This is a genomic window from Sulfuricurvum sp., assembly GCF_030691015.1.
Taxonomy (GTDB): domain Bacteria; phylum Campylobacterota; class Campylobacteria; order Campylobacterales; family Sulfurimonadaceae; genus Sulfuricurvum.
Map to the genome: position 1 here is coordinate 115,458 of NZ_JAUYFF010000002.1, position 22,998 is coordinate 138,455.

Annotated in this window: 21 protein-coding genes and 2 tRNA genes; 15 read left to right on the forward strand and 8 right to left on the reverse strand. The window is 43.3% G+C overall.

Annotated elements, in window-relative coordinates; genetic code table 11:
- Positions 1-9 precede the first annotated feature (9 nt).
- Entirely contained in the window at positions 10-729 is a 720-nt protein-coding gene (kdsB, locus tag Q8O20_RS04275; protein WP_305530127.1) for a 3-deoxy-manno-octulosonate cytidylyltransferase, read from the reverse strand.
- Between the two features lie 91 nt (positions 730-820).
- Between kdsB and Q8O20_RS04280 the strand changes: the two genes are divergently transcribed.
- The 8 genes from Q8O20_RS04280 (at position 821) to Q8O20_RS04315 (ending at position 9,298) form a co-directional block, all read left to right on the forward strand.
- Positions 821-1,765 (forward strand): Fic family protein, encoded by a 945-nt coding sequence (locus Q8O20_RS04280; RefSeq protein ID WP_305530128.1) that lies wholly within the window; start codon positions 821-823, stop codon positions 1,763-1,765.
- Positions 1,766-1,911: 146 nt separating this feature from the next.
- Positions 1,912-2,610: a tRNA1(Val) (adenine(37)-N6)-methyltransferase gene (locus Q8O20_RS04285; RefSeq protein ID WP_305530129.1), complete on the forward strand. Its 699-nt coding sequence runs from the start codon at positions 1,912-1,914 to the stop codon at positions 2,608-2,610.
- Positions 2,595-2,975, forward strand: a complete 381-nt coding sequence (locus tag Q8O20_RS04290) for a YkgJ family cysteine cluster protein (RefSeq protein ID WP_305530130.1) — start codon at positions 2,595-2,597, stop codon at positions 2,973-2,975. The genes Q8O20_RS04285 and Q8O20_RS04290 overlap by 16 nt, the downstream gene beginning before the upstream one ends.
- Positions 2,968-4,224, forward strand: coding sequence for a lipopolysaccharide assembly protein LapB (locus Q8O20_RS04295; protein ID WP_305530131.1), 1,257 nt, complete (start codon positions 2,968-2,970; stop codon positions 4,222-4,224). Before Q8O20_RS04290 ends, Q8O20_RS04295 begins: the two co-directional genes overlap by 8 nt.
- Positions 4,224-5,009: an indole-3-glycerol phosphate synthase TrpC gene (gene trpC, locus Q8O20_RS04300; protein ID WP_305530132.1), complete on the forward strand. Its 786-nt coding sequence runs from the start codon at positions 4,224-4,226 to the stop codon at positions 5,007-5,009. Before Q8O20_RS04295 ends, trpC begins: the two co-directional genes overlap by 1 nt.
- A gap of 82 nt (positions 5,010-5,091) precedes the next feature.
- Positions 5,092-5,658 (forward strand): SCO family protein, encoded by a 567-nt coding sequence (locus tag Q8O20_RS04305; protein WP_305530133.1) that lies wholly within the window; start codon positions 5,092-5,094, stop codon positions 5,656-5,658.
- Positions 5,655-7,175, forward strand: coding sequence for a methyl-accepting chemotaxis protein (locus Q8O20_RS04310; RefSeq protein ID WP_305530134.1), 1,521 nt, complete (start codon positions 5,655-5,657; stop codon positions 7,173-7,175). The genes Q8O20_RS04305 and Q8O20_RS04310 overlap by 4 nt, the downstream gene beginning before the upstream one ends.
- Before the next feature lie 104 nt (positions 7,176-7,279).
- On the forward strand, positions 7,280-9,298 hold the full coding sequence (locus Q8O20_RS04315) for a diguanylate cyclase (protein WP_305530135.1): 2,019 nt from the start codon (positions 7,280-7,282) through the stop codon (positions 9,296-9,298).
- A 6-nt stretch (positions 9,299-9,304) separates the two neighbouring features.
- On the opposite strand, the gene Q8O20_RS04320 is transcribed toward Q8O20_RS04315, so the two are convergent.
- On the reverse strand, positions 9,305-9,748 hold the full coding sequence (locus tag Q8O20_RS04320) for a GatB/YqeY domain-containing protein (protein ID WP_305530136.1): 444 nt from the start codon (positions 9,746-9,748) through the stop codon (positions 9,305-9,307).
- 57 nt (positions 9,749-9,805) lie between these two features.
- On the opposite strand from Q8O20_RS04320, the gene flgH reads away from it, so the two are divergent.
- Complete coding sequence (gene flgH / locus Q8O20_RS04325; RefSeq protein WP_305530138.1) at positions 9,806-10,522, forward strand: flagellar basal body L-ring protein FlgH; 717 nt, start codon at positions 9,806-9,808, stop codon at positions 10,520-10,522.
- Positions 10,523-10,579: 57 nt separating this feature from the next.
- Here the strand turns inward: flgH and Q8O20_RS04330 are convergent, their stop codons facing one another.
- Genes Q8O20_RS04330 through Q8O20_RS04355 form a run of 6 tightly spaced genes read right to left on the reverse strand, consistent with a single transcriptional unit; the run spans position 10,580 to position 16,615 of the window.
- Complete coding sequence (locus tag Q8O20_RS04330) at positions 10,580-11,794, reverse strand: murein hydrolase activator EnvC (protein WP_305530139.1); 1,215 nt, start codon at positions 11,792-11,794, stop codon at positions 10,580-10,582.
- Complete coding sequence (locus Q8O20_RS04335) at positions 11,795-12,607, reverse strand: cell division protein FtsX (RefSeq protein WP_305530140.1); 813 nt, start codon at positions 12,605-12,607, stop codon at positions 11,795-11,797.
- Positions 12,594-13,265 (reverse strand): cell division ATP-binding protein FtsE, encoded by a 672-nt coding sequence (locus Q8O20_RS04340; RefSeq protein ID WP_304742353.1) that lies wholly within the window; start codon positions 13,263-13,265, stop codon positions 12,594-12,596. Before Q8O20_RS04340 ends, Q8O20_RS04335 begins: the two co-directional genes overlap by 14 nt.
- On the reverse strand, positions 13,258-14,430 hold the full coding sequence (gene trmB, locus Q8O20_RS04345; protein ID WP_305530141.1) for a tRNA (guanosine(46)-N7)-methyltransferase TrmB: 1,173 nt from the start codon (positions 14,428-14,430) through the stop codon (positions 13,258-13,260). The genes Q8O20_RS04340 and trmB overlap by 8 nt, the downstream gene beginning before the upstream one ends.
- Positions 14,431-14,433: 3 nt before the next feature.
- The gene (locus Q8O20_RS04350) at positions 14,434-15,693 is read right to left on the reverse strand and encodes a hypothetical protein (protein WP_305530143.1); all 1,260 of its coding nucleotides are present in this window, start codon (positions 15,691-15,693) and stop codon (positions 14,434-14,436) included.
- A complete protein-coding gene (locus Q8O20_RS04355; protein ID WP_305530144.1) occupies positions 15,638-16,615 on the reverse strand; it encodes an RluA family pseudouridine synthase in 978 nt (325 codons plus the stop codon). Before Q8O20_RS04355 ends, Q8O20_RS04350 begins: the two co-directional genes overlap by 56 nt.
- A 90-nt stretch (positions 16,616-16,705) precedes the next feature.
- Here Q8O20_RS04355 and Q8O20_RS04360 point away from each other — a divergent pair, with 90 nt between their 5' ends.
- The 6 genes from Q8O20_RS04360 (at position 16,706) to Q8O20_RS04385 (ending at position 22,969) form a co-directional block, all read left to right on the forward strand.
- Positions 16,706-17,815, forward strand: coding sequence for an FtsW/RodA/SpoVE family cell cycle protein (locus Q8O20_RS04360; RefSeq protein ID WP_305530145.1), 1,110 nt, complete (start codon positions 16,706-16,708; stop codon positions 17,813-17,815).
- A 35-nt stretch (positions 17,816-17,850) separates the two neighbouring features.
- A tRNA-Ile gene (locus Q8O20_RS04365) sits at positions 17,851-17,926 on the forward strand.
- Positions 17,927-18,033: 107 nt separating this feature from the next.
- A tRNA-Ile gene (locus tag Q8O20_RS04370) sits at positions 18,034-18,109 on the forward strand.
- A gap of 194 nt (positions 18,110-18,303) precedes the next feature.
- On the forward strand, positions 18,304-20,043 hold the full coding sequence (locus tag Q8O20_RS04375; protein WP_305530146.1) for a class I SAM-dependent DNA methyltransferase: 1,740 nt from the start codon (positions 18,304-18,306) through the stop codon (positions 20,041-20,043).
- The gene (locus Q8O20_RS04380; RefSeq protein WP_305530147.1) at positions 20,040-21,374 is read left to right on the forward strand and encodes a restriction endonuclease subunit S; all 1,335 of its coding nucleotides are present in this window, start codon (positions 20,040-20,042) and stop codon (positions 21,372-21,374) included. Before Q8O20_RS04375 ends, Q8O20_RS04380 begins: the two co-directional genes overlap by 4 nt.
- Complete coding sequence (locus Q8O20_RS04385; RefSeq protein ID WP_305530148.1) at positions 21,371-22,969, forward strand: hypothetical protein; 1,599 nt, start codon at positions 21,371-21,373, stop codon at positions 22,967-22,969. Before Q8O20_RS04380 ends, Q8O20_RS04385 begins: the two co-directional genes overlap by 4 nt.
- Positions 22,970-22,998 lie beyond the last annotated feature (29 nt).

Below are 22,998 nucleotides of genomic sequence, written 5' to 3' on the forward strand. Positions count from 1 at the left end.
TAGAGAAAATCAAACCCCGAAAATCTTCTTCGCCCGCTCCAAATCTTCCACCGTGTCGATCCCGAATCCCGCACTCGCCACTTTTACCATCGAGATTTTTTTACCGTGGTAGAGGGCGCGGAGTTGTTCGAGTTTTTCGATGTCCTCCAGCGGTGCTTCACCGAGGGCGCAGAAATCGTGGAGGGACTTTTTCGTAAAGCCATAAATACCAATGTGTCCGAAATAGTTTGCCTCTCCGCTGCGGTTAAACGGGATAGGAGAGCGGGAGAAATAGATCGCGTTGTGTTCACTGTCGGTAATCACTTTTACCAAATTAGGGTCTTGTGCCGATTCGGTATTAATCGCGTTATAACAGCTTCCCATGATGAACGGGGCGTTCTGTGCTTTGAGGGTATTGAGACGCTCAATCAGGAGTTCAAGCACTTCCGTTTCGATAAACGGCTCATCGGCTTGGACGTTGATGATCAGTTCATCATCAGGAACATCGATGATCTGAGCGCACTCGTTGATACGGTCGGTTCCGCTTTTATGAGTAGTCGAGGTGAGGCGCGCTTCGACACCGAAAGCGGCACAAATCTCCAAGATTTTTTCATCGTCACACGCGACAACGACACGGTCGATCGATGCAACCCGTTTGGCGGTACGGATCACCATCGGCAAACCGCCGATATCGGCTAAAACTTTTTCGGGAAAGCGGGTGGAGGCGAGACGGGCAGGGATGATAATCATAGTTAAACCTGATATGAAGTGATATAATTAAACAATTATATCCCAAAGGGTGAAAGATTGGGTGGTTTGGATAGGGAGGGTCAATTTATCAATGAGCTATAAACCGCCCTATACAATCAGTGGGAAGTCCCTAAATCTTGTTATCGAGATTACGAAGCTCATTGCAAAAGTTGATGCAAACCGTAAAAGTGATGTTCAACTTAGAAAAAAGAATCGTATCAAAACGATTGTTGGAACCCTCGCCATTGAGGGCAACACGCTCGAAGCCAAACATGTGACGGCTTTGCTAGAGGGTCAAAGGGTTTTAGGCTCCCCAAAAGAGATTCAAGAAGTGAAATCGGCTTTGGATGCGTATGAACAGATGGAACGTCTCGACCCTTATGTACTTGATGATCTGCTTAAAGCGCATGGGGTAATGATGAATGATCTTGTTTCTGATGCGGGACATTTTAGGGCGGTAAAGGTCGCGGTCAAAGGCGATGAAGTAATCCATGTCGCACCGCCTCCATCACAAGTTCCTACTTTGATGGATCAGCTTTTCGGGTGGTTGAAGGATTCGAAGGTTAATCCGCTTATTTCGAGTGCTGTCTTTCATTATGAGTTTGAGTTTATACACCCGTTTAGTGACGGTAATGGTCGCATGGGACGTTTTTGGCAAACATTGATACTCAGTCATTATCACTCTTCATTCGCTTTTTTTCCTATCGAAAGTATCATCAAAGAACGCCAAGAAACCTACTATAAGACACTATCAGCATGTGATACAGAGGGTGAATGTACACGTTTTATCGAGTTTATTCTGGAATGTATTTTAGAAGCCGTTGGTTCGGTGATAAGTTCGGTAAAAAGTTCGGAGAATACCGACGAAGCTATCCTCCGTTATCTGTCAAAATATCCTAAAGCGACGATCCGAATACTCGCTGATGAACTGGATTTAAGTACCAGAGCCATCGAAAAACAGCTCGCTAACCTCAAAAAAGAGGGACGATTACAACGTATCGGAAGCGCTAAAAAAGGCTCATGGGTGCTGATGTGATGAATGATCAGGAGAGATAAATTAATGAAAGAGTTATATGGGAAAAATTAAACAGTAGAGAAATAAAAATAGTAAAATTTACGCATAGGTTCAGACCTATGTTAAAAAAACAACAAAATTTACACATTACACAAAAAGGTATCTAAATGCTCCTTTATCAACCCGACGGAGGCTATTGTTACAACAGCGATTCGATATTGTTGTACGGATTTATCTCCCGTTTTGCCCCTCGGGGAAAAATGCTTGATGTCGGTGCGGGATGCGGGATCGTCGGATTGCTGGTAGGGCGCGATTTTCCTGCCGTGAATCTTGAAGCGGTTGAGAAACAGCCGTTGTATGCTGAGTTTGCCCGTCGTAATGCGCAGATAAACGGGATCGGATATACACTGTATGAGGGGGATTTCTTGGAACTGGGCGGTCATGGAAGCTATGATTGGATCGTCTCCAATCCTCCGTTTTATCATGAAGGCTCAGCCCGCTCGGAAAACCCGATTCTCCATCAAGCCCGCTACAACGTCCATCTCCCGATCGAGGCGTTTGTCACCAAAATATCGAAACTTCTGAAATCCTCAGGCGAAGCGGCAATCTGCTACGATGCGCGTCAGTTTGCTGAGCTATGCAGTGCATTTGAGAGTAGAGGATTAAGAGTCGTTGAGGTACAATTCGTCCATTCTAAAGTGGATCGTCCCAGTATATTGGTACTGATCCATGTCAAAAAAAATAGCAAATCGGCGCTCACCGTTTTACCTCCGCTTATTACGGAGGAAGAGGGTGCGTATACCCCAGCGGTAGCGGCGATTTACGATAAAGCAAAGGCGCACAGTATCAAATGTCCGATTACATGACACAAGAAGGTTTCAGCTATGCGTTTAACCCCTCCGCCTGTGCCTCGTGCGGCGGAAACTGCTGTACGGGAGAGAGCGGTAATATTTTTGTCTCTGTCACGGAGATAGTGGCAATCGCGAAACTGCTGGAGATGGATGAGGGGGAGTTTCGTCGTACGTTCTTGCGCAAAGAGGGATTTCGGTTTTCCCTCAAAGAGAAGATACTAAAGGGCTCATTTGATTGTGTGTTTTTTGATCGTTCACTAAATGGGTGTAGTATTTACGCCGCCCGCCCATTGCAGTGTCGAACGTTTCCGTTTTGGGATTACTTTCGCCACCGTATCGATGAACTCAAAGCGGAGTGCCCGGGGATCATCCATGATTAAATATTTATATGCCATTATTTTAACCGTATCCGTGGCAAGTGCCGCGCCCAAAAGTGTCCATAACGGCAATTTATTGGAAGATACCTTTTCTCTCTATGCACTTGATGCACAGATGCGCCAGAAACACCATCAAGCCTCCGGTTTTTTTGCCGAGCTCTATAAACAGACCTCAAAAAAAGAGTACCTTTATCAATCCTTACGGATGCTGGAACAATCCAACGACATAAAATCACTCTCTAAAATAACATCGGAAGCGCTTGCGAAAGATCCCCAAGATGAGATATTAAACCGATTTGAGATTATTGTTTTGCTGAGGGAGGGTAAGTTTGCCGAAGCATCGCAAAAAGCCTTTCTTCAGAGTGAAAAAAGTAAAACATCACCCGATTATCTTTTGTACGCCGAAGCACGGTTAAAACTCGGTGACTACGCGGGAGCCGTCGGAGCACTTAAAAAATCGTATGCGCTTAACTACGATGAAACAACGGCGGAGCGGATAGCTCTGATTCAATACGCGCAACTGGATGAAAAATCCGAAGCGATAGCATTTTTAAAAGAGCATATCGGAACGCACGGCAACTCTCAGAATCTCGGTAAGCGTTTGGGGAGTTTGTATGCGGATAAGGGTGCATTGGAAGATGCGGCGAAGATGTATGAGCAGACGTATGACAGTTTTAAAGATCCTTCCACTGCAGAAGAGGCACTTAAAATCTATTTGTACCGCCAAGATATCTCTAAAATGACGGCATTGCTTGAAAAATCGCACATGAATGATCCCCTTTTACTCGATCTTTACGTCAGAGTCAAAGCCTTTGACAAGGCTTCCGCTCTTGCTCAAAACCTGTATGAACGCGAAGACAATCCGCTCTATTTGGCACAAAGCTCCGTATTCAAATACGAAGGGGCTTCGAATCGTAATGATCCTGCGTTGATCTCCGAGGTTGTTGATGGGCTCAAAAGAGCCAACACCGATTTACAAGAGCCTCTGTACCTCAATTATTTGGGGTATCTGATGATCGATCATGACCTTAACGTGACTGAGGGGATGGGATATGTCAAGCGTGCTTTGGAAAAACAGCCCGATTCTCCGTTTTACATCGATTCACTGGCATGGGGACATTATAAATTGAATGAGTGCGTTGAAGCGCTTCGTCTTATTAAACAGGTCGAATCGATGATCGGCAGCGATGAACAAGAGGTAAAAGATCATCTCAAAGCGATTGAAAAATGTAAAACCAAGGAGAAAAATTAATGATTTTAGACGACATTATCAAAAAAACCAAAGAAGATCTCATCGAGCGGGAAGCCAAGTTCAGTATGGAGTGGCTCGGACGCTCGCTAGCCTTTAATGCCCGTGCTCCACGTGACGTCCGCCCTTATCTCACCGCTACCCCTGAAGAGCCGTATCGTATTATTTCCGAAGTGAAAAAAGCTTCTCCCTCGCGCGGCATCATCCGTGAGGATTTTGATCCCGTCGCAATTGCACAGGCGTATGAGCGCGGCGGAGCAAACGCTATTTCTATCCTTACCGAGCCGCACTTTTTTCAGGGGAATCTCGATTATCTCGCGGAGATTCGCCGTTATGTGGGTATTCCTCTTCTGCGCAAAGATTTCATTATCTCCAAATATCAGCTTCTCGAAGCACTTGTCTACGGAGCCGATTTTGTCCTCCTGATCGCGGCGGCACTGAGCAGGGACGAACTCAAAGAGCTATTGAACTATACCCGTCATCTTGGGATGGAAGCCCTTGTTGAGATTCACGATAAATCCGAACTCACCAAGGCGATCTACGCGGGTGCCGACATTATCGGGATCAATCATCGTAATTTACAGACGTTTGAGATGAATATGAATCTCTCTTATGAGCTTATCCCATTGATCCCTAACGGGAAAATCATCGTTGCCGAAAGCGGTATCTACGAACACGGACAACTCGAAGATTTGAGCAAAGCGGGCGTCGATGCATTTCTTGTCGGTGAGTCTTTGATGCGTCAGGATGATGTTGAATCTGCCCTAAAAATATTAAAAAACGGATAATTTTTTATATACAATGAAGTTTTAACTTAGGAAGAGAGTATTACAATTTTGTATATCACCATTTGAACCAAAGGTCATTGAGATGAAAGCAGGGATGAAAACCTTTTCGGGTATTGCTTTGATTTTTTTGGCGTTTGGGTTGATAGTGAGTTTAGCATTTCCGGCATTGAGTGATTCAGCACATGCAGGAAGAAGCGAAGATCGAAGAAGTGTTGATTTCCCTTTTTTAAAAGGGGAACGCTCAGATGTTGTATTGGTCTATTTCGGCTATGTCGGGTGTAGTCGTGTTTGTACCCCTGCACTGAACGATTTAGCAGACATTTACAAAGAAGCGAGAGTACGTGAGTTTAAACCTACTCTCTCTGTCTGGTTTGTAAATATGACGCCGCAGATGGATCCTTTATCGGTGCAAAGCTGGGCTGAGCATTTCGATAAAGGGTTTAAATCGTATGCTCCGAATGAAGCTGAGCTGCAAAAAATGGTACATACTCTGAATTTGGTTTATACCCGTATAGGGGTTGAAGCCGAGCATATGCCCTATGCGTATTTGCTTCAAAAAAAAGGGAAGGGATATGAATTGGTCTATATTTATACCTCTTCCCCTTACAATCGAGACGTAATTCTACAAGATATAGGAGCCTTCCAATGAACCTCACTTTTCTTTTTCCTGCACAAGATTCTTCTTTAAGTCCTGAAATAAAAGAACGCTTGCACGCTGATTTTGTTAAAGCCGATAAATTCATGCTTATTATCGGTATCCTCTCTTTTCTCACTGTTGCGTTTATCACGTCTGTCCGTTATTCGACTTATCAGTTCGGGATGGTTAACGGTGCCGTTGCATTAGCCCTTATTGTGATTGCCTATTTAGGATTTCGGGGGACTTTGCTCGGGCGTAGCATTATCGGGATTGCCCTTTCGATCTTCCCGATGATTATGATCCAGCAGCAGCTGGGGATGATTGAAATGCACTTTGGTTTATTTGTTATAGCGGCATTTTTAGCGATCTATAAAGATATCATCCCTATTTTGCTTGCGACGGTTGCAGTAGCGTTTCATCATATACTCTTTTTTGTCCTTCAGTTAAACCACGCAACGATGTTCGGTTTGGATGTCATTGTCTTTTCGAGTGGCTGTGATGTGTGGATTTTATTGACCCATATCGCAATGTTTGCAACTCAGGTTATAGGACTCGTTTATATCATTGTGATGACATCTCATCAGTTTATTAAAAGCAATCAGCTTCAAATTCAAGCCGATAATAATGTCAAAATTTTGGAAAAAGGGATTCAAGAAGACGCTATGATGGTAAATGAAGCTGTGAGTATCGTAGCGGAAGTCTCTAAAGGGACAATAGCGCGAACGTTGGTTTCAATTCCTTCGAATACACAGTTGAAAGAGCTTCGTGAAGTCTTTAACAGTATGCTCGGCGCACTGCGTGAAATGGTAGGAGAAGATATCCGCGAGATTACCCGAGTAGTCGAATCGTACGGGCAACTTGATTTTACACAGCGCATTAATCAAAGCACCGGCAAAATTGAACAATTGGTGAATCAGTTGGGTGATGATATTACCGCGATGCTCCGTACCAGTCTTTCAAACGGAATCGCTATGGATGAGAGTGCGCAACGGCTTAAAAACAATGTGGATGAGTTAGATAATTCCTCTCAAAAACAGGCACAGGAGATTCAAAAAACCTCACAGGAAGTTGAGCGTATGACGCAAAGTGTTGCTGATGTTCTTCAAAAAACACAAGAGGTAATACGACAATCGGATGATATCAAAATGATTATCACCGTTATCGGAGACATTGCCGATCAAACAAACCTTCTCGCACTTAATGCAGCCATCGAAGCGGCACGTGCCGGTGAACACGGTCGTGGATTTGCCGTTGTTGCCGATGAGGTTCGCAAACTTGCCGAGCGTACCCAAAAATCACTCTCGGAAATCAATGCCAATGTGGGTATTTTGGTACAATCGATCAGTGATATCGGTGATGCGATTGAAGGTCAGTCCAAAGGGATTGTGGAGATTAATCAAATTGTTTCAGGGTTTGAGGTAGAGACTCAGAATAATGCAGATATTGCACGAAACACCGATTCTATTGCCAATGAAGTTTTTGTAATGGCCGATCGTGTCTTGAGCGAAGTGAAAGCGAAAAAGTTTTAGAGGGGCAGTTTCTCGGGCTTGTTTGCTTAAGAATAAACCAATATAATAGTTTTAATTTAGAAATCCAATGTTATAATTATTTAAATTATCGTCAGGGATATTGAATGGAATCTTACACAACCTACAAACGGCTTATTGCTAAGACGGTTATCATCTCGTTATTAACCAGTTTAGCCGTTGCTTTTGTGTACGGTATCTTTATCAAAAAACGGGCAATTGACGATCTCGCCCGTGTTGATGCCCGTAAGACGAGTCGATTGGCATTTGAGGCTTTGTATTCTGCTATGGAAAAAGGGTGGAGCAAAGAGGAATTGGATGCGATTATTGTTCGCTTGAATAAAGTTGAGCCGAATATGCGAATCAATGCCTATCGCAGTCCGATTGTTGCGGAGTTGTTCGGTGATCATAACAATGACAAGCAGATTCGAGAACACGATCCTATGGTTGCCAGTGCGATGAAGGGTGAAGAGATCTTAGCGGGTGATGAAGAGATTCGCTATCTCTATCCGATTGTTGTTAAGCAAGAGTGCCTCAGCTGCCATTCCAATGCTAAAATAGGGGACATTAACGGCGTTATTGATGTCCGTTTTCCGGTTGCCAACCTCAAAATTTCACTCACAACGATGATTAACTCCTTTATTATCTTTTTTGTCACTTTTACCATTATCATTTTTGCTATTTTATACTACAAACTTAATGCACTTTTGGTTCAGCCTATTAAACAGTTTATCGTGATGATTCAAGATATCATCAGCAATAATGACATGGCCAAACGGATAAGTCTTAAAACAAAAATTCTGGAAGTTAAAAATATTGAAAATTATTTCAATAAAATGTTGGATTCGATTCAAGATTATTATGAAAAACTCCAAGAACTTTCCGATCGCGACTATCTGACCGGACTTTATAATCGCCGAAAATTTGAAGAATTTTTGACGTATGAAGTGATGCGCTCGGTTCGTCATCACCATAAATTTACTGTTTTGATGATCGATTTAGATAATTTTAAATACATCAATGACACGTACGGTCACGCATCGGGGGATTTGGTACTCAAAGAGGTAACCAATATTTTTGAATCAAATCTCCGTAATGCTGATATTTTGGCCCGTATCGGAGGGGATGAATTCGCGGTCATTCTCCCTGAAACGCCGTATGAAAACGGGTATGCGGTAGTCGAAAAACTTCGTTCATCCCTCGAAATGACCCCTATTTCGTTGATGTTTGATCACGTATCCTTGACGGCAAGTTTCGGAATAGCCGAATATCCGGAACAGGGTGAAAACATCACAGCGCTTTTGACAGGATCGGATTTGGCAATGTATAAGGCCAAACGTGCCGGCAAAAATACGATTGCACGTGCCGATCAAAGCGATCAGGAGATGGCGAGTGAGATTCAGAAAAAAGGGGAATTCTTACGTCGTGCTATCGACGAAGATCGGGTAGAGCCTTTTGTCCAACCGATTTACGATGTGCAAAGCGGAGAGATTTTCGGATATGAGGTTCTCGCTCGTATTCGTGACGGTCAACGTTATATGGCGGCGGGGCAGTTTATTGAAGTAGCTGAGAGCTTAGGTTTCGCACCAAAAATCGATCAAATAATTTTAACCAAAGGATTGTTGGCGCGTGAGGAACGTGGGCTATGGGACAAACGCTTTTTCTTTAATCTTTCCACGAAAAGTCTCTTTGGCGGAGATTATGTTGACGTGATTAAAGCGCATGGTGAACGAAATCCTCATCCGACTTCCAGTACGGGGGTTACGATTGAAATTTTAGAGCGTGAAGCGATTCATAACGTCAACGGGTTGATGGATATTATAGAAGAACTGAAACAAAAAGGGATCAGTTTCGCGCTGGATGATTTCGGTTCAGGGTTTTCATCGTTTGTCTATCTTAAATATTTTGATACCGACTATGTAAAAATTGACGGTGAATTTGTCAAAAATATTGTTGTTAATGAGAAAGACCGTATTTTTGTAAAACATATTCATCAAATTGCGAAAGAGTTCGGGAAGGAAACCATTGCAGAGTATGTGGAAGATATTGAGACACTTAATATTCTAAAAGAGATCGGTGTCGATTATGCGCAGGGCTTCCATTTAGGTCGCCCACACCAGTTGTAAGGGCTCTTAGCCCAATATCTTTTTAGCGCATTCGTTGATCCGTTTTCCATCAGCCTGAGCACCGAGTACTTTGGACGCCGCTCCCATGACTCGTCCGATATCTTTGATCGATTCTGCCCCTGTTTCGGCGATAATAGTGCGTAATGCAGACTCTAGCTCTTCATCACTGAGCTGTGCAGGTAAATAGGTTTCAAAAATTGCCGCTTCGGAAGCCTCTTTTTCATACAAATCTTCACGTCCCGCATCACGGTATTGGCTCATAGCGTCGTTGCGCTGTTTGACCTGCTTTTGGATGATCTTAATGATATCATCATCACTGAGCTCTTTGCGCTCATCGACTTCGATTTGCTTCATAGCACTGCTGAGAAGTCTGAGTGCATCGCGCAACGCTACATTTTTCTCTTTCATAGCTGTTTTGATGTCATTGCTTATTTGTTCTTTTAAACTCATATCTACCCCTTGGAACTATTTTTGCTTATTATAGCTAAATATGACTCGGATGGAATAATGCGCATACCACTCTACTTATCGATATTGTCGGCGTCATTGTTACTTAGCGGTTGTAGTGCGCGTCTTACTGAGCCTGAAATAGCCTTTACACCGCCAAAATATGTTGAAGAGATGCCCTCACGGGAAGAAGAAAACAGTTTTGTGGCACGCGGAAGTTTGTTTGGGCAAGGGGATAGCCCCCTCTTTTCCGATCATAAAGCGATGCATGTCAATGATATTGTGACGGTCGTTATTTCAGAAACCGCAACCAGCTCGAATAAAGCAAGCAAAGCATTGACGGAAGCGGATACGTTGGGGCTAAACGGCGGTCTCTTCAGCTCTGCTGGGAATAATTCAGCCGTCAATTCGGCAGTAGGAAAACTAAACGGTTTAGCCAATATCGGCTTTAGTGCCGGATCAAGTTCCGATTACTCCGGATCAGGAAGTGCGACTAAAAATGCCTCATTCTCGACAACGGTATCTGCCCGAATTGTTAAAATGATGGCAAACGGAAACTATTTTATCACCGGACGACGTGAGATCATGGTCGATGATCAAAAGCAGATTATGCAGCTTAGCGGCGTTATCCGCCCGTATGATATCGACCAAAACAATCAAATTAACTCATCAAAAATCTCTGATGCTAAGATACTTTATGCGAATGAAGGGGATGTTGATCGCTCGATCAATCAAGGTTGGGCAAGTAAAATGGTCGGAGCCGTCTGGCCATTTTGACTATTTGAACGCAATCGGAACTAAGTCCCGATTTGCTACGCTAACGCTGAGTTCTCTTTAGCGGATCATTTGCATCGGGTCGATATGTGCGTTACGCTGCGTTACCTGAAACATCAACTCTCTTCCTACACGTCCGATAATCGAACCTTGTTTAAGCCGTTTTCCCACTTCAACCGTAGGGGCGATTTTGTCCAAATGGGCATAGATCGTATGAAGACCGTTATCGTGTTCGATAATAACAACGTTTTCGAGCATCGCGGTCGGTTTGGCGAGGATAACTTTTCCGTTGAGTACCGATTTGACTTTGGCATCGGCTTCGCTCGGACGTAGAGAGACGGAGTCATTAAAGATTTTTATCCCGTAAATCGGATCGGTATAAGGGCCGAATCGTTTTGTTACGACATAGCCATCCAACGGAGCAATCGTCCGTTCACCCGAATATCCCGCAACATTAGAGGGGCTGTATTGGGCAACGGCGCGTTTGACGTCTTCGGGTACAGGCTTGGAACCCGGTCTTTGGGCTACTAAAGAAGGAGGTGCCTTTTTAGGTTTAAGCGATTCACGTTTGATAATATTGAGATTAGCAAGGGTGTTTTGGAGTGAACGCTGCTGATTGAGGATTTTGTCTAACGATTTTTTATACTGGTTTTTCTCTTTTTCGAGCAATGCTATCGCTTTTTCATTCTCTTTTTTTGTTTCTAATACTTTGTTTTTTTGCTGATCAATGACGGCAATCGATTTTTTAAGTACGGTGGTTTGGGAAGAGAGTCCCGAAATTTTTTCGGCATTTTCAGAAAAAATGAAATTAAGCTCTTTAATCTCTTGCTGAATCTGTTTGAGATGCAGTTTGAGCGCCTCTTCAAGGATTATTGAGTTGGCCTCTTTTGCACGATCGTCGTTGATAAGCAAAGAGATAGAGGTATTGCGGGCTATGGCGAATACGAGGCGCTGCTCGATATCGTTTTGGGTTTTGATCAAAAGAGCTTGCTGTGTTTCCAATCCATGCAACGTCGTTTTATTGGATTGATAGACGCTCTCTTTGGATTTCAACTCTTCGACGAGGGTGTTGATATGTTGTTGCTGTGTCCCTACAATTTGGCGCTGCTGAATAATTTTGGAGGCGGTCGCTTCGAGTTTAGCGTTGAGACTCGAGAATGTTTGCTTGGTCTGATTTAACTGCTTTGAGGTGTTTTGTATTTTCTCGTCTATTTTGGCGGCAGGAAGTGAAACCGCCAAAATAGAGATTAAGAGTAGGGAGAAGGGGGTTCGCATCTATTCCTCTTCTTCATTTCCGATGACGATAGTCAGGGTGAGGACGATAGAGACCCCGAGGGCTATCAGAAGCGAACGTACCCCGTCATTGATAAAATCGAACAGTTCGATACTGATACCGACCGTACGGAGCAATAGATCCATCCATCCGTATTGTTCAATCAGAAAAAAAGCAAGACACAGTACGATGGTCGCAATAATCGCATCAACGATGGCAAGGCGAAACAGCACGGCGGAGCGGAGCCATACGGGTGCCCCGAAAAGAGCCATGATCGACATCCGATCGGCATGTTGAAACTGCCATAAACGCATCTCTTTAAGGATGAGGAGCGAGGTGACTGCGGCGATAGCAATAGAGAAAATTTGGACGACGTCCTTAAATAAAAGCATCAGTTTATAGACGGTGTCATGCGTTTGAGCATACCCTTCAACCCGCTCGATTGCAGAGTGTTTTTCAAGCCGTTTTTGCAGTTTGGATATCTCTTGAGGCGTTGGAAAACGGCTCAAATAGAGGCGATAGAATTTAGGGAGGGTGAGTTTGAGCAAATCAAGATTCTTTTTCGTCATTTCACCCTTAAGACGCTCTAACACCTGATCGGTAGCAATAGACTCGCTTCGCTCAATCAGGGAATCCATTGCTTTAAATTCAGCGGGGGTAAGCGCTTTGTGAGAAACAACGATGATAGAGTAATCATTTTTGAGACGATTTTCGTACGCTTCAATAGTGCGGTCGACGGCAACATAGATTTGAACCGAAAATAAAACGGTAAAGAGGGCTATGATGAGTGAGATATGATTTTTAAGAGATTTCATGAATATTCCCCATCTCGATATGAAAATGTTTGTATGGAATAGTAATGCTGGAAGGGATATGATGTGTTACGACGACGATCGTCGTTTTGAGCTGCGTATTTGCCCCCTCCAAGAGATTCCAGATCACTTGCGACGAGTATTCATCCAAATTTCCGGTAGGTTCGTCCGCTAAAATCAAAATAGGGTTGTGAGCGAGTGCACGCGCCATGGCAACACGCTGCTGCTCTCCGCCGGAGAGTTCGGGGGGATATTTTCCTGCTTGATGGATCAGTTTGACGTGACCGAGAAGTTTTTGCACCTGAGGTCCGCTTACCTCTTTCGTATACCCTGAAATGATGAGGGGGAGCATAACATTTTTCTCAATCGTCCACTCTTTGATCAGTTTGTAGTCTTGAAAAACGATACCGATGTGGCGGCGGAGAAAATTGAGTCGGGAGGTGCTGATCCGGTTCATTTTGACACCACCCACCATAAGTCCTCCTGCTCGGGGCTCAATTGCACCGTAGAACGATTTAAGAAGGGTCGATTTGCCGCTTCCGCTGGCTCCTGTTATAAACACAAAGCTTCCCGCATCGATGGAAAAACTGGCTTTGCTGATGATAGTTTCGAACTCTTTGTACGACAGTGAGAGGTTTTCGGCAATAATGACTTTATCCATGAAGTAGCTCGTCTAGTAAGATGTGGGCTTTGAGGTTTGCACTTGAGCGAACGGGGAGAGAGGGGTAATAGCGTGCCGCGCCGTTTTCGAGGAGTACATAGGTACTCTCAGGGCGGTCAAAACTTCCCATAGAGAGGCGGATCATACTTCCCTCTTTCCCGATGCTAAACATACGTTCGACATGAATAAATCCCCAGTCACGCTTATAGGTATCTTTGGAGAGGCGATAGAGCGCATCGGCATCAATATTTCCCTCTGAAAAAGTAAAATCACCGATCATGTCAGGCTCAGGAGATTCTATATCACAGGTAAAGGTGACGTCGTAGATGTTTTTCTCTTGTTTTTTCCAACGGTCTTCGTATTTGCTGACGATAGCGATCTCTTGGTTTTTACGCACATCAAAGCGGCTTACAGCGGGCGAGCTGAATGTTTCAAGGGCAAAACGGTAGTAGTTTTCGCTATCGGTACGAAGTTCCAGTGTTCCGCCGACACGCAATGCCCTCTCCGACTCTTTTAAAAAGGCTTCGGAGATAACGCGGCGGTGAGGTTTTTTATCCCATGGCACGGGAAAATGGACGTAAACTTTACCGACGATGTTGGAGGGGACAAACTCCAAAAATAATCGTGCATCGTAATCGAGAATCATAATATTGGAGAGATTTTGGATGACGATTTGTTTGAGTGCCTGCTCGATTGAGGGTTTATGAATCTCCAACCCTATAAACAAGACATCGGGATTGGCGGAGGCTTGGTGGAGAAGATGGCGGGCTGAACCGAATCCGACTTCGATACGTACTTCCCGATCTTTTGGGAAATGATCGGCAAAAAACTGGATCGATTTGAGGGCATCATGGGTTTTGAGATGGGCGTTTTCAGGGGCGTTATCGACATTGGAATCGAGGATCGGAGAACCGGAACACTCCGCATAGGCTGATAAGGCGTGTTTGAGTATAAAGTTAGGAGAAGGGCGGGTAACCTTATCCCCTTTGAGGAGTTTTTTTGCACCGTTTTTGTAGACCAAAAAGAATTCACGTCCTTTGTATCGGGTAGCGATGAGGGCACCCTCATCAGGGTTTTTATAATCGGCTTGAAAAAGAAACTCCACCTCACCGCTGTGAGCGGGAAAGGTAAGGGGGTTAAACGATTCGAGGTTTAAATGCGGCATTCTCTATTTGGCCTCGTAACGTAATTCGATCGCTTCGGTAGGAAGTGAACGGATACCGTTTTTATCGACACTCAAAATCTCATAGAGGTAACCGGTGTCAGGTTTGATATCGCTATCACGGAAAGTTGTCTCCGTAATATTATTGATATCGATGCTCTCACGGGTGATCCAGCTTGTTTTCGTCGTTTTTACAACCGTATAAGAGACGGTGCGCGGATCACTGTTTTTCCATTGAAGTTCAGCCGTTTTGTTAACAACTTTTCCCTCATAGGCGATCGGTGTTTGCGGTTTTGATAGGGTTGAACCCTGCGTTGCGACAGAGGATTGGAGACTCTCAAGGCCGTCTTTATCCACGGCGGTAATTTTGTAGAAGTAGAACTTGCCGTCTTCCGTAATGGTATCGGTAAAACTGGTAGATTCGAGTTTGACATGATACTCAAATGAACCGTTCGGTGTGGATGAGCGATAGATGTTGTAATGGCTCAGATCACTGATTGTGCTTGCTTCCCATCCCAATGTGATAGCACGAGGGAGATTGTTGGTCGAGGTGATATTACGAATCTCAGGAGGCAACGGCTTGGTGATCACTTTGCTCACTTCGCTCGGCTCCGTGGTCAGTTTGTCAAACGTTGTCGCTTTGATGCGGTAGTGATAAACTTGGCTGTCTTTGAGGTCACGATCGATGTACTCGGCATTCAAACGACCCGTAATGGTAGCAATAGCGACCCATTTTTGATCCGTTGCTTCTTGACGCTCGATCACATAACCGTTAATTTTTCCGTTAGGATGCGGACGCCAGAGAAGTTTGGCACTGCGGGGCATATTCCCGACACTTTGGAAAAAACTGATCGGTGCGATCATCGGCTGAGTCGCCACAAGCATGGTCTCGCTGGCAACCGATTCGCTCCCCTCTTTGGTAATAGCCGAAAAGCGGTATTGGTACTCACTTCCGGGTTTGAGATCACTGTCTACGAAATGGGTTGCAAATCGGCTGTCGATCGTTGCGATACGCTGGAGTTTTTGATCCTCGGCGCCGGGAGTGTTACGATAAACATAATAGCCGCTGACTCTCGGATCTTCAAGGGGTTTCCACTCGAACGCGATCGAGGTGATATCGGCGATAAACCCGTTCAACGACGGAGTCGGAAGTGTCGAGTCAATCGTGACGGCCTTAGGGGCTACGGGCTGAGGTACACAGCCGCTAAAGCTAAAGAGACTCAGAACTAAAGAGGCGCTCAATGCGTATCGGATCGATGAGTTCATGCAATTCCTTTGAATCAAAATGTTTTTGTAAATAATCTTCTACCACATTCCCCAACGGCGCGGTGAAATTCACCCGTTTTTGGGTCGTCGGATGGGTAAAATAGAGGTTATAAGCGTGAAGCAAGATACGTTCCATTTTATCGCTTTTTGCCGAGGTTCCATAGAGATGATCGCCGATGATATGGCGGCTGATCGACTCAAGATGAACCCGAATCTGATGGGTACGTCCGGTAAAAAGTTTGCACGCGATCAGCTCTTCAGTTTCATCGTGACTTGGTAAGAGTTTGGCAAAGGCAGTTTTGGCACTTTTGCCGCTCTCGCTGATCGCCATTTTAAGGCGATTGTGGGCGCTTCGTCCGATAGGACGGTCGATCACGGTGATTTCCTCTTTCATCGCAGGGGTAACGACGGCGAGATAAAAACGTCCCATACTTTTATCTTGAAGTTGTAAGGAGAGCGCTTCGTGGGCTTCGTTGTTTTTGGCGATTACCATGGCACCGCTGGTTCCTCGGTCGAGTCGGTGGACGATTCCGTGACGCTCTTCGCCGCTGAGGGTCGAGAGGGCGATCCCTTTATGTTTAAGCCAATCAACGAGAGTTGGTTCTTTCACGCTTGGAGCAGGGTGGACGGTGAGGGAGCTTGGTTTGTTGATAACGAGGATATCGTCATCTTCAAATAAAATCTCGACATCAAAATCGATTTTTTGTGCGGGGGTTGATTTTTGCTCGGGAAAGCGGATAGTGACTTTTTGAGAAGGTTTGAGTTTTAACCCTGCTTTAGCGGTCGCTTTGCCGTCTACAGTGACACATTCCTGCTCTATAAGCTGTGCGATTTGGTTGCGTGTCTGACCTAGCTGTTGGGTTAAAAAAACGTCTAAACGAACCGCTTCGTCTGTCGTAAATGTAGATTCTTCTTGTGTCAAAATGGGATGCCTTTTGGTATTGGGTCTGTGTACGTTAAAATAAAGTTATAAGCCCGCTATGCTACAATTAGCAAAAAAATAAGGATCGTAGTGCTTAATATTGATCGCCGAATTTTAGCACATTTTGATTTCATAACGGTTATCTTATTGATTCCGCTCATATTTACTTCAGGTTGGCTCATTTACGAGATCCATCCTACACTCGGTCAAAAGCATACGGTTTACGTGTTTGTCGGGATCGGTGTCTTTATTTCCCTTTTTCTTCTCCCTATCCGTCGGTTGCTTTGGATGATCCCGATAGCCTATTGGACGAGTGTATTGCTTCTTATCGCCGTAGAGTTTGTAGGGCACAGCCGTCTGGGGGCAAAGCGATGGATCGAGATACCGTTTATCCATTTTACGATTCAGCCCTCAGAGCTTCTCAAGCCCGCATTTGTATTGATGCTCGCGTATTTGATCAACCGTAATCCGCCGCCGCGTGATGGGTACCGACTCAAAGAATTTTTGAAACTCTCGTTTTTCATCATTATGCCGTTTTTGCTCATCGCCAAAGAACCCGATTTGGGAACGGCTACCGTTTTGGCGTTGCTGGGATTCGGTATCTTGTTTATCGTCGGTGTCCATTGGAAAGTATGGATCGGTTTGGCAGTTACCTTTGTCATTTCACTGCCGCTCATCTACACGCAGTTGCACGATTACCAAAAACAGCGCTTATATGATTTTGTCGGTGAAAAACCGAGCTACCACGTCGAGCAGTCGATTATCGCCGTCGGATCGGGGGGCTTTTTCGGTAAAAACAAAGAAGATGCGACCCAAACGCAGATGAAGTTTCTCCCCATCGCATCGAGTGACTTTATTTTCGCCTACGTGGTGGAGCGTTTCGGATTTTTCGGGGCATTTTTACTCATCACTCTCTATGCCGCGCTGATTATCCATCTGCTCATGATCGCCTTTTGGACGGAGGACTACTATATAAAAGTCGTCGCAGGGGGGTTATCGCTCCTCTTTTTCATTTATATGGCGGTTAACATCGCCATGACGATCGGATTCGCCCCCGTCGTCGGGGTACCTCTGCCGATGTTTAGCTACGGAGGGAGCAGTTTTGTGAACTTTATGGTCATTTTGGCGATTTTGGAAAACCTCTTAGCCTATCGATTCCGATATCTTTACGGAGATACGGGTAAAAAAAGCTTCGTCTAATCAAAGAGCGTTTATAATTGCGCTCTTTCAAAAACGGGTCAATAGTTCAGTGGTTAGAGCCCCCCGCTCATAACGGGGTTGTCGCAGGTTCAAATCCTGCTTGACCCACCACCTTTAAATCTCCTATATAACGCACTTTTATAGCTACTTCTTGATATTGATAAATAATAGTATTTTAATGCGGGTACCGAGTTGGGTACCGACTAATAGCTTTTAATGGGTCAATAGTTCAATGGTTAGAGCCCGCCGCTCATAACGGCGTAGTTGCAGGTTCAAGTCCTGCTTGACCCACCATCTTGCATTTCAATATCATCCAATACACTCAATAAAATCTTTAAAAATCTCTAAAATAGTTGAATTTTGAATAGACGCACTTTAATGGGTACTGGTTATCTTCAAAGTCATTTAAATGTGTAGATATTCGCCTATAAATATTCAGCCTCTTTGAGTATAATCATTTAACAAAGAAGCATCAAGGTTGATTATAAATGAGTTTTTCTTCTACAGCGGCGTTTATCTGGTCAGTTGCCGACCTCCTTCGAGGTGACTACAAGCAATCTGACTATGGCAAGGTTATCTTGCCTTTCACTCTTTTACGTCGTTTGGAATGTGTTTTGGAACCGACACGCGAAGCAGTTCTCGCTGAATATGAGGCTCGCAAAACTATGGGTATTCCTCTGGAAGTGTTTCTCACCAAAAAATCGAATCAGAGCTTTTACAACACCTCCAAGTTTTCCCTCTCGACGCTAATGGGAGACGCAGCGAACCTTCGCCACAACCTGGAAACCTACATTGCCGACTTTAGCCCTAACACCCGTGAGGTTTTCGAGCGATACAAGTTCACCGAACAGCTTGCCTATCTCGATGAATCGAATCTTCTCTATAAAATCGTTGAGAAATTTGCTACCGTCGATCTCCACCCGGATGTCATCAGTAATCACCAAATGGGATTAGTGTTCGAAGAACTTATCCGCCGATTCGCGGAAGCCTCGAATGAAACGGCAGGGGAACACTTCACTCCTCGTGATATTGTGCGCCTCACTACCTCATTACTCTTTATCGGGGATGATTCGATTCTTACCAAAGCTGGGATCGTTCGCAGTCTTTATGACCCTACCGCCGGTACGGGTGGATTTCTCTCCTCTGGGAGTGAATACGTTTATGAGATGAATCCCGATGCTAAGCTCGTCACATTTGGACAAGAACTTAACCCTGAATCGTATGCTATTTGTAAAGCTGATATGCTGATTAAAGGGCAAGCAGTCGAAAATATCAAATACGGCAATACTCTCAGTGATGATCAGCTCTATGACAAGAAATTTGACTACATGCTCTCCAATCCCCCATTTGGTGTCGAGTGGAAGAAGGTCGAGAAAGAAGTTAAAAAAGAGCATTTAGAAAAGGGCTTCGGTGGTCGTTTCGGTCCCGGATTGCCTCGTGTAAGTGATGGGTCATTACTATTTCTTCTCCATCTTATCTCCAAAATGCGTCCAAAAGAAGAAGGGGGAAGCCGTATAGGAATCATCCTCAATGGTTCACCGCTCTTTACCGGTGGAGCGGGTTCGGGTGAGAGTGAGATACGCCGTTACATCTTAGAGAATGATCTGTTAGAGGGTATTGTTGCTATGCCTACAGATATGTTCTTCAATACCGGTATCGCGACTTATATCTGGATTCTCTCTAACCACAAAGCTCCTGAACGAAAAGGCAAAGTTCAACTGGTTAATGCGTCTAATTTTGGTGAGAGTATGCGCAAAAATCTGGGGAGCAAGCGTAAACAGCTCAGTGATTCGAGTATAGATGAAATTACCCGTATCTACGGTGTATTTGAAGAGTCTAAAATTAGCAAGATTTTCGATACCACTGATTTTGGATACCGCCGTATCACGGTTGAGCGTCCGCTGATCGAAGACGGCAAAGTAGTAATAAGCAAAGGGAAGTCAAAACCCGATACAGCTTTGCGCGATAATGAAAACATCCCTCTTAAAGAAGACATCTACGAGTATTTTAAACGTGAAGTGTTCCCCCATGTACCTGATGCGTGGATCAGCGAGGATAAAAAGCACTGCGACACAAAAGACGGGGAAATCGGTATCGTAGGGTACGAGATTCCATTCAATCGTCATTTCTATGAATACACACCGCCACGAAGTCTGAGTGAGATTGATACAGAGCTGGATAGTATTACCAAAGAGATCCTTGGCCTACTCAACGAGGTACATTCGTGAGTCGTTACCAACCCTATCCGAGCTACAACGATAGCGGCGTTGAGTGGTTGGGAGAAGTACCAGAGCATTGGAAAGTCTTTCCTATTAAAAGATTATCGCCAGTACAAAGAGGAGCTTCACCGCGTCCTATTGATAATGCAAAATATTTTGATGATGAAGGCGAATATGCTTGGGTAAGAATTACAGATGTTTCAGCTTCAAATGGATTGTTAACCGAAACAATTCAACAGTTATCTGATCTTGGGAGCTCTTTGAGTGTCAAAATTCAACCAGGAAGCTTATTTGTTAGTATTGCTGGATCCGTTGGAAAACCATGTATCGCTGGGCTAAAAGCATGTATTCATGACGGATTTGTTTATTTTCCATTGCTTAAAATTGATCCAAAGTATTTATACCGAATTTTCGAGGCTGGTACCTGTTATCTTGGTCTTGGAAAAATGGGAACCCAACTTAATTTGAATACAGAAACTGTAGGGGGTATATACATTGCATTGCCTCCAGAAGATGAGTTAAAGAATATTTTATCTTTCCTCGACATCCAAACCGCCAAAATTGATACCCTCATCGCTAAACAACAACGGATGATTGAGCTACTAAAAGAAAAACGTTCTGCTTTGATCTCTCACGCCGTTACTAAAGGGCTTGACTCAAATGTGAAGATGAAAGATAGCGGGGTTGAGTGGCTGGGGGAAGTGCCAGAGCATTGGGAAATAAAGAAAATGAAGCATGTAATCAAAAAAATTGAGTCTGGAACGAGTGTCAATGCTTCAAATGAGCCTGCATCTGTAACTGAATTTGGTGTCCTCAAAACTAGTTGTGTTTATACTGGGCAATTTGATCCAAATGAAAACAAAACAGTTATTCCTGAAGAAATCATGCGATTATCATGTCCATTACAAGAAAATACATTGATTGTAAGTAGAATGAATACTCCAGATCTTGTTGGTGCTGCTGGTTTGGTAACATTCGCACCTAAAAATATTTATTTGCCTGATCGATTATGGCAGGTCAGTTTTGATTTTGCTGTTCCTGCTTTTATTCATTATTTAACACTCACAGGCGTTTACAGAAGTTATATCCAAACTGTTTGCGCTGGAACAAGCGCTAGCATGCAAAATCTATCTCAAGATAATTTTAGAGATTTCACTTTTGCCTTACCGGATAATCAAGAGCAGCGAGTCATTGCTGATTATCTATGCACTCAAACTGCGAAAATTGATATCCTTATCGCTAAAGCCCGTCAAGCAATAGAGCTGATGAAAGAACGGCGAACGGCTTTGATCTCTGCGGCGATTACGGGGAAAATTGATGTGAGGGGAGTCTACAGTTGAGTCAAGAAATGTGTTCGTATTATGCAGATGGGTGTGGATTGCCAAAATTTGATGGATATCAAGAATGCATACTTCATTGCCCTAAAAATAAAATAATACGTGACAACAAATTGCATTTTGCAGAACTCAACAGCTTTTACTTAGAACTTTGCAAGCATATAGTTAATCAAATTTTTAAGGGTACTACGGAAACAACTTTTTTTAGTAAAAGTATCGTGACATCTATTTTAAAAAGGGAATCATTACACCCAGATATACAGAATAATATTCAGCATATTCGCGAGCGATTACAAAATAAAACTATTGTATTGAACCATATTGCATTTCCAAAATACGATAGTAGAGAGCCTTTTGATTATATGCCTATATTGCAACAACTTGGAAAAATACATTTCAATTACTGTCAATTTTATGTGGGACGAATAGCACTGCCATCTACAGAATGCTTCTTCCAAGATTGTGAGTTTTTCGAGCATTGGTCTCTTTATGATTATCCAGTTTTAAAAAATATTGACAATGTAGTCTATCAACAATGTCGTTTTCACAATAGTGTCTCTGCCGCTGGTACTGAGAATGATGATGAACGATTTCAACTAACTCATCAGCAGTTTAATAATTGTCATTTTGATAAAGAACTTGCTTTTGAATACATTGATGCCAAAGAACCGATTTTTGCAAATTCGGATGAATTACGATCAAACATTAAAAAGCTGAAGGTATATCACAGTAATTTTGAAAAAGGATTCGTTCTCAATGACTATATAATCGAGTCAGCTTATTTCGAAAACAGTGTATTTGATGAGAAGTTTGAGTTCAAATATAATAGAGTGAATGCTTTCGAAATAGATGATTGTAATTTCAAAAAGATCGCTGATTTTTTTGAAAGCACTTTTGAAAAATTCAAAATACATAAGAGTATTTTTGATAACTTTACCGGTTTTGAATTATGCCAATTTGGCAAAGAAATAGACCCAAAGAATAGAGACTATATCGCCCTTTTTGAATATGTGACTTTTTCAAATTTCGTCAATTTTCGTAATACACATTTTTATTCAGGTTTAGACATCGACAATATTAATTTGAAAGATTCCCCCAATTTTTTAAATACTGAAATAGGTTTTTCAAACACGACACGAGAAACATTTCGGATAGTCAAAAACTCTTTTGACAAAATCGGGAATCATATTGATGCCAATCACTTTTTTGCTTTGGAGATGCGGAAACATAAAGAAGATCTTTTGAAAGAAGATGGCAAAAAAACTGAAAAGCTTGTATTTTGGTTCAATGAGTCAATTTCAGAATTTGGCCAAAACTATCTGAGACCAATCTGTATTTTTGTAGCTTTGAGTTTACTATTTTACTTACTGAGCATTGGATATGAGCGAGAATGGTTATATATATTCAATGAACCAGTAAATCATATATTAGGATCGATCGCTGGGTTTTTTAATGGTCTCGCGAAATCCCTTTTACCTTTTGATAGCAAGCTGCTCAAAAAAGGAATGGAATTTATAAGTCTATGGTTCTATATTGCATTTTCGGTGTTAATGTGGCAAATTATAGTTGCTGTTAAGCGGCATACGAAAAGGGAGTAGAATGACCAATCAACAAAGAAATATTCTCG

Excerpts from the sequence above, each read along its gene's own strand:
- kdsB (WP_305530127.1), bottom strand. The coding sequence starts at position 729 with ATGATTATCATCCCTGCCCGTCTCGCCTCCACCCGCTTTCCCGAAAAA.
- Q8O20_RS04280 (WP_305530128.1), top strand. The coding sequence starts at position 821 with ATGAGCTATAAACCGCCCTATACAATCAGTGGGAAGTCCCTAAATCTT.
- Q8O20_RS04285 (WP_305530129.1), top strand. The coding sequence starts at position 1,912 with ATGCTCCTTTATCAACCCGACGGAGGCTATTGTTACAACAGCGATTCG.
- Q8O20_RS04290 (WP_305530130.1), top strand. The coding sequence starts at position 2,595 with ATGTCCGATTACATGACACAAGAAGGTTTCAGCTATGCGTTTAACCCC.
- Q8O20_RS04295 (WP_305530131.1), top strand. The coding sequence starts at position 2,968 with ATGATTAAATATTTATATGCCATTATTTTAACCGTATCCGTGGCAAGT.
- trpC (WP_305530132.1), top strand. The coding sequence starts at position 4,224 with ATGATTTTAGACGACATTATCAAAAAAACCAAAGAAGATCTCATCGAG.
- Q8O20_RS04305 (WP_305530133.1), top strand. The coding sequence starts at position 5,092 with ATGAAAGCAGGGATGAAAACCTTTTCGGGTATTGCTTTGATTTTTTTG.
- Q8O20_RS04310 (WP_305530134.1), top strand. The coding sequence starts at position 5,655 with ATGAACCTCACTTTTCTTTTTCCTGCACAAGATTCTTCTTTAAGTCCT.
- Q8O20_RS04315 (WP_305530135.1), top strand. The coding sequence starts at position 7,280 with ATGGAATCTTACACAACCTACAAACGGCTTATTGCTAAGACGGTTATC.
- Q8O20_RS04320 (WP_305530136.1), bottom strand. The coding sequence starts at position 9,748 with ATGAGTTTAAAAGAACAAATAAGCAATGACATCAAAACAGCTATGAAA.
- flgH (WP_305530138.1), top strand. The coding sequence starts at position 9,806 with ATGCGCATACCACTCTACTTATCGATATTGTCGGCGTCATTGTTACTT.
- Q8O20_RS04330 (WP_305530139.1), bottom strand. The coding sequence starts at position 11,794 with ATGCGAACCCCCTTCTCCCTACTCTTAATCTCTATTTTGGCGGTTTCA.
- Q8O20_RS04335 (WP_305530140.1), bottom strand. The coding sequence starts at position 12,607 with ATGAAATCTCTTAAAAATCATATCTCACTCATCATAGCCCTCTTTACC.
- Q8O20_RS04340 (WP_304742353.1), bottom strand. The coding sequence starts at position 13,265 with ATGGATAAAGTCATTATTGCCGAAAACCTCTCACTGTCGTACAAAGAG.
- trmB (WP_305530141.1), bottom strand. The coding sequence starts at position 14,430 with ATGCCGCATTTAAACCTCGAATCGTTTAACCCCCTTACCTTTCCCGCT.
- Q8O20_RS04350 (WP_305530143.1), bottom strand. The coding sequence starts at position 15,693 with ATGAACTCATCGATCCGATACGCATTGAGCGCCTCTTTAGTTCTGAGT.
- Q8O20_RS04375 (WP_305530146.1), top strand. The coding sequence starts at position 18,304 with ATGAGTTTTTCTTCTACAGCGGCGTTTATCTGGTCAGTTGCCGACCTC.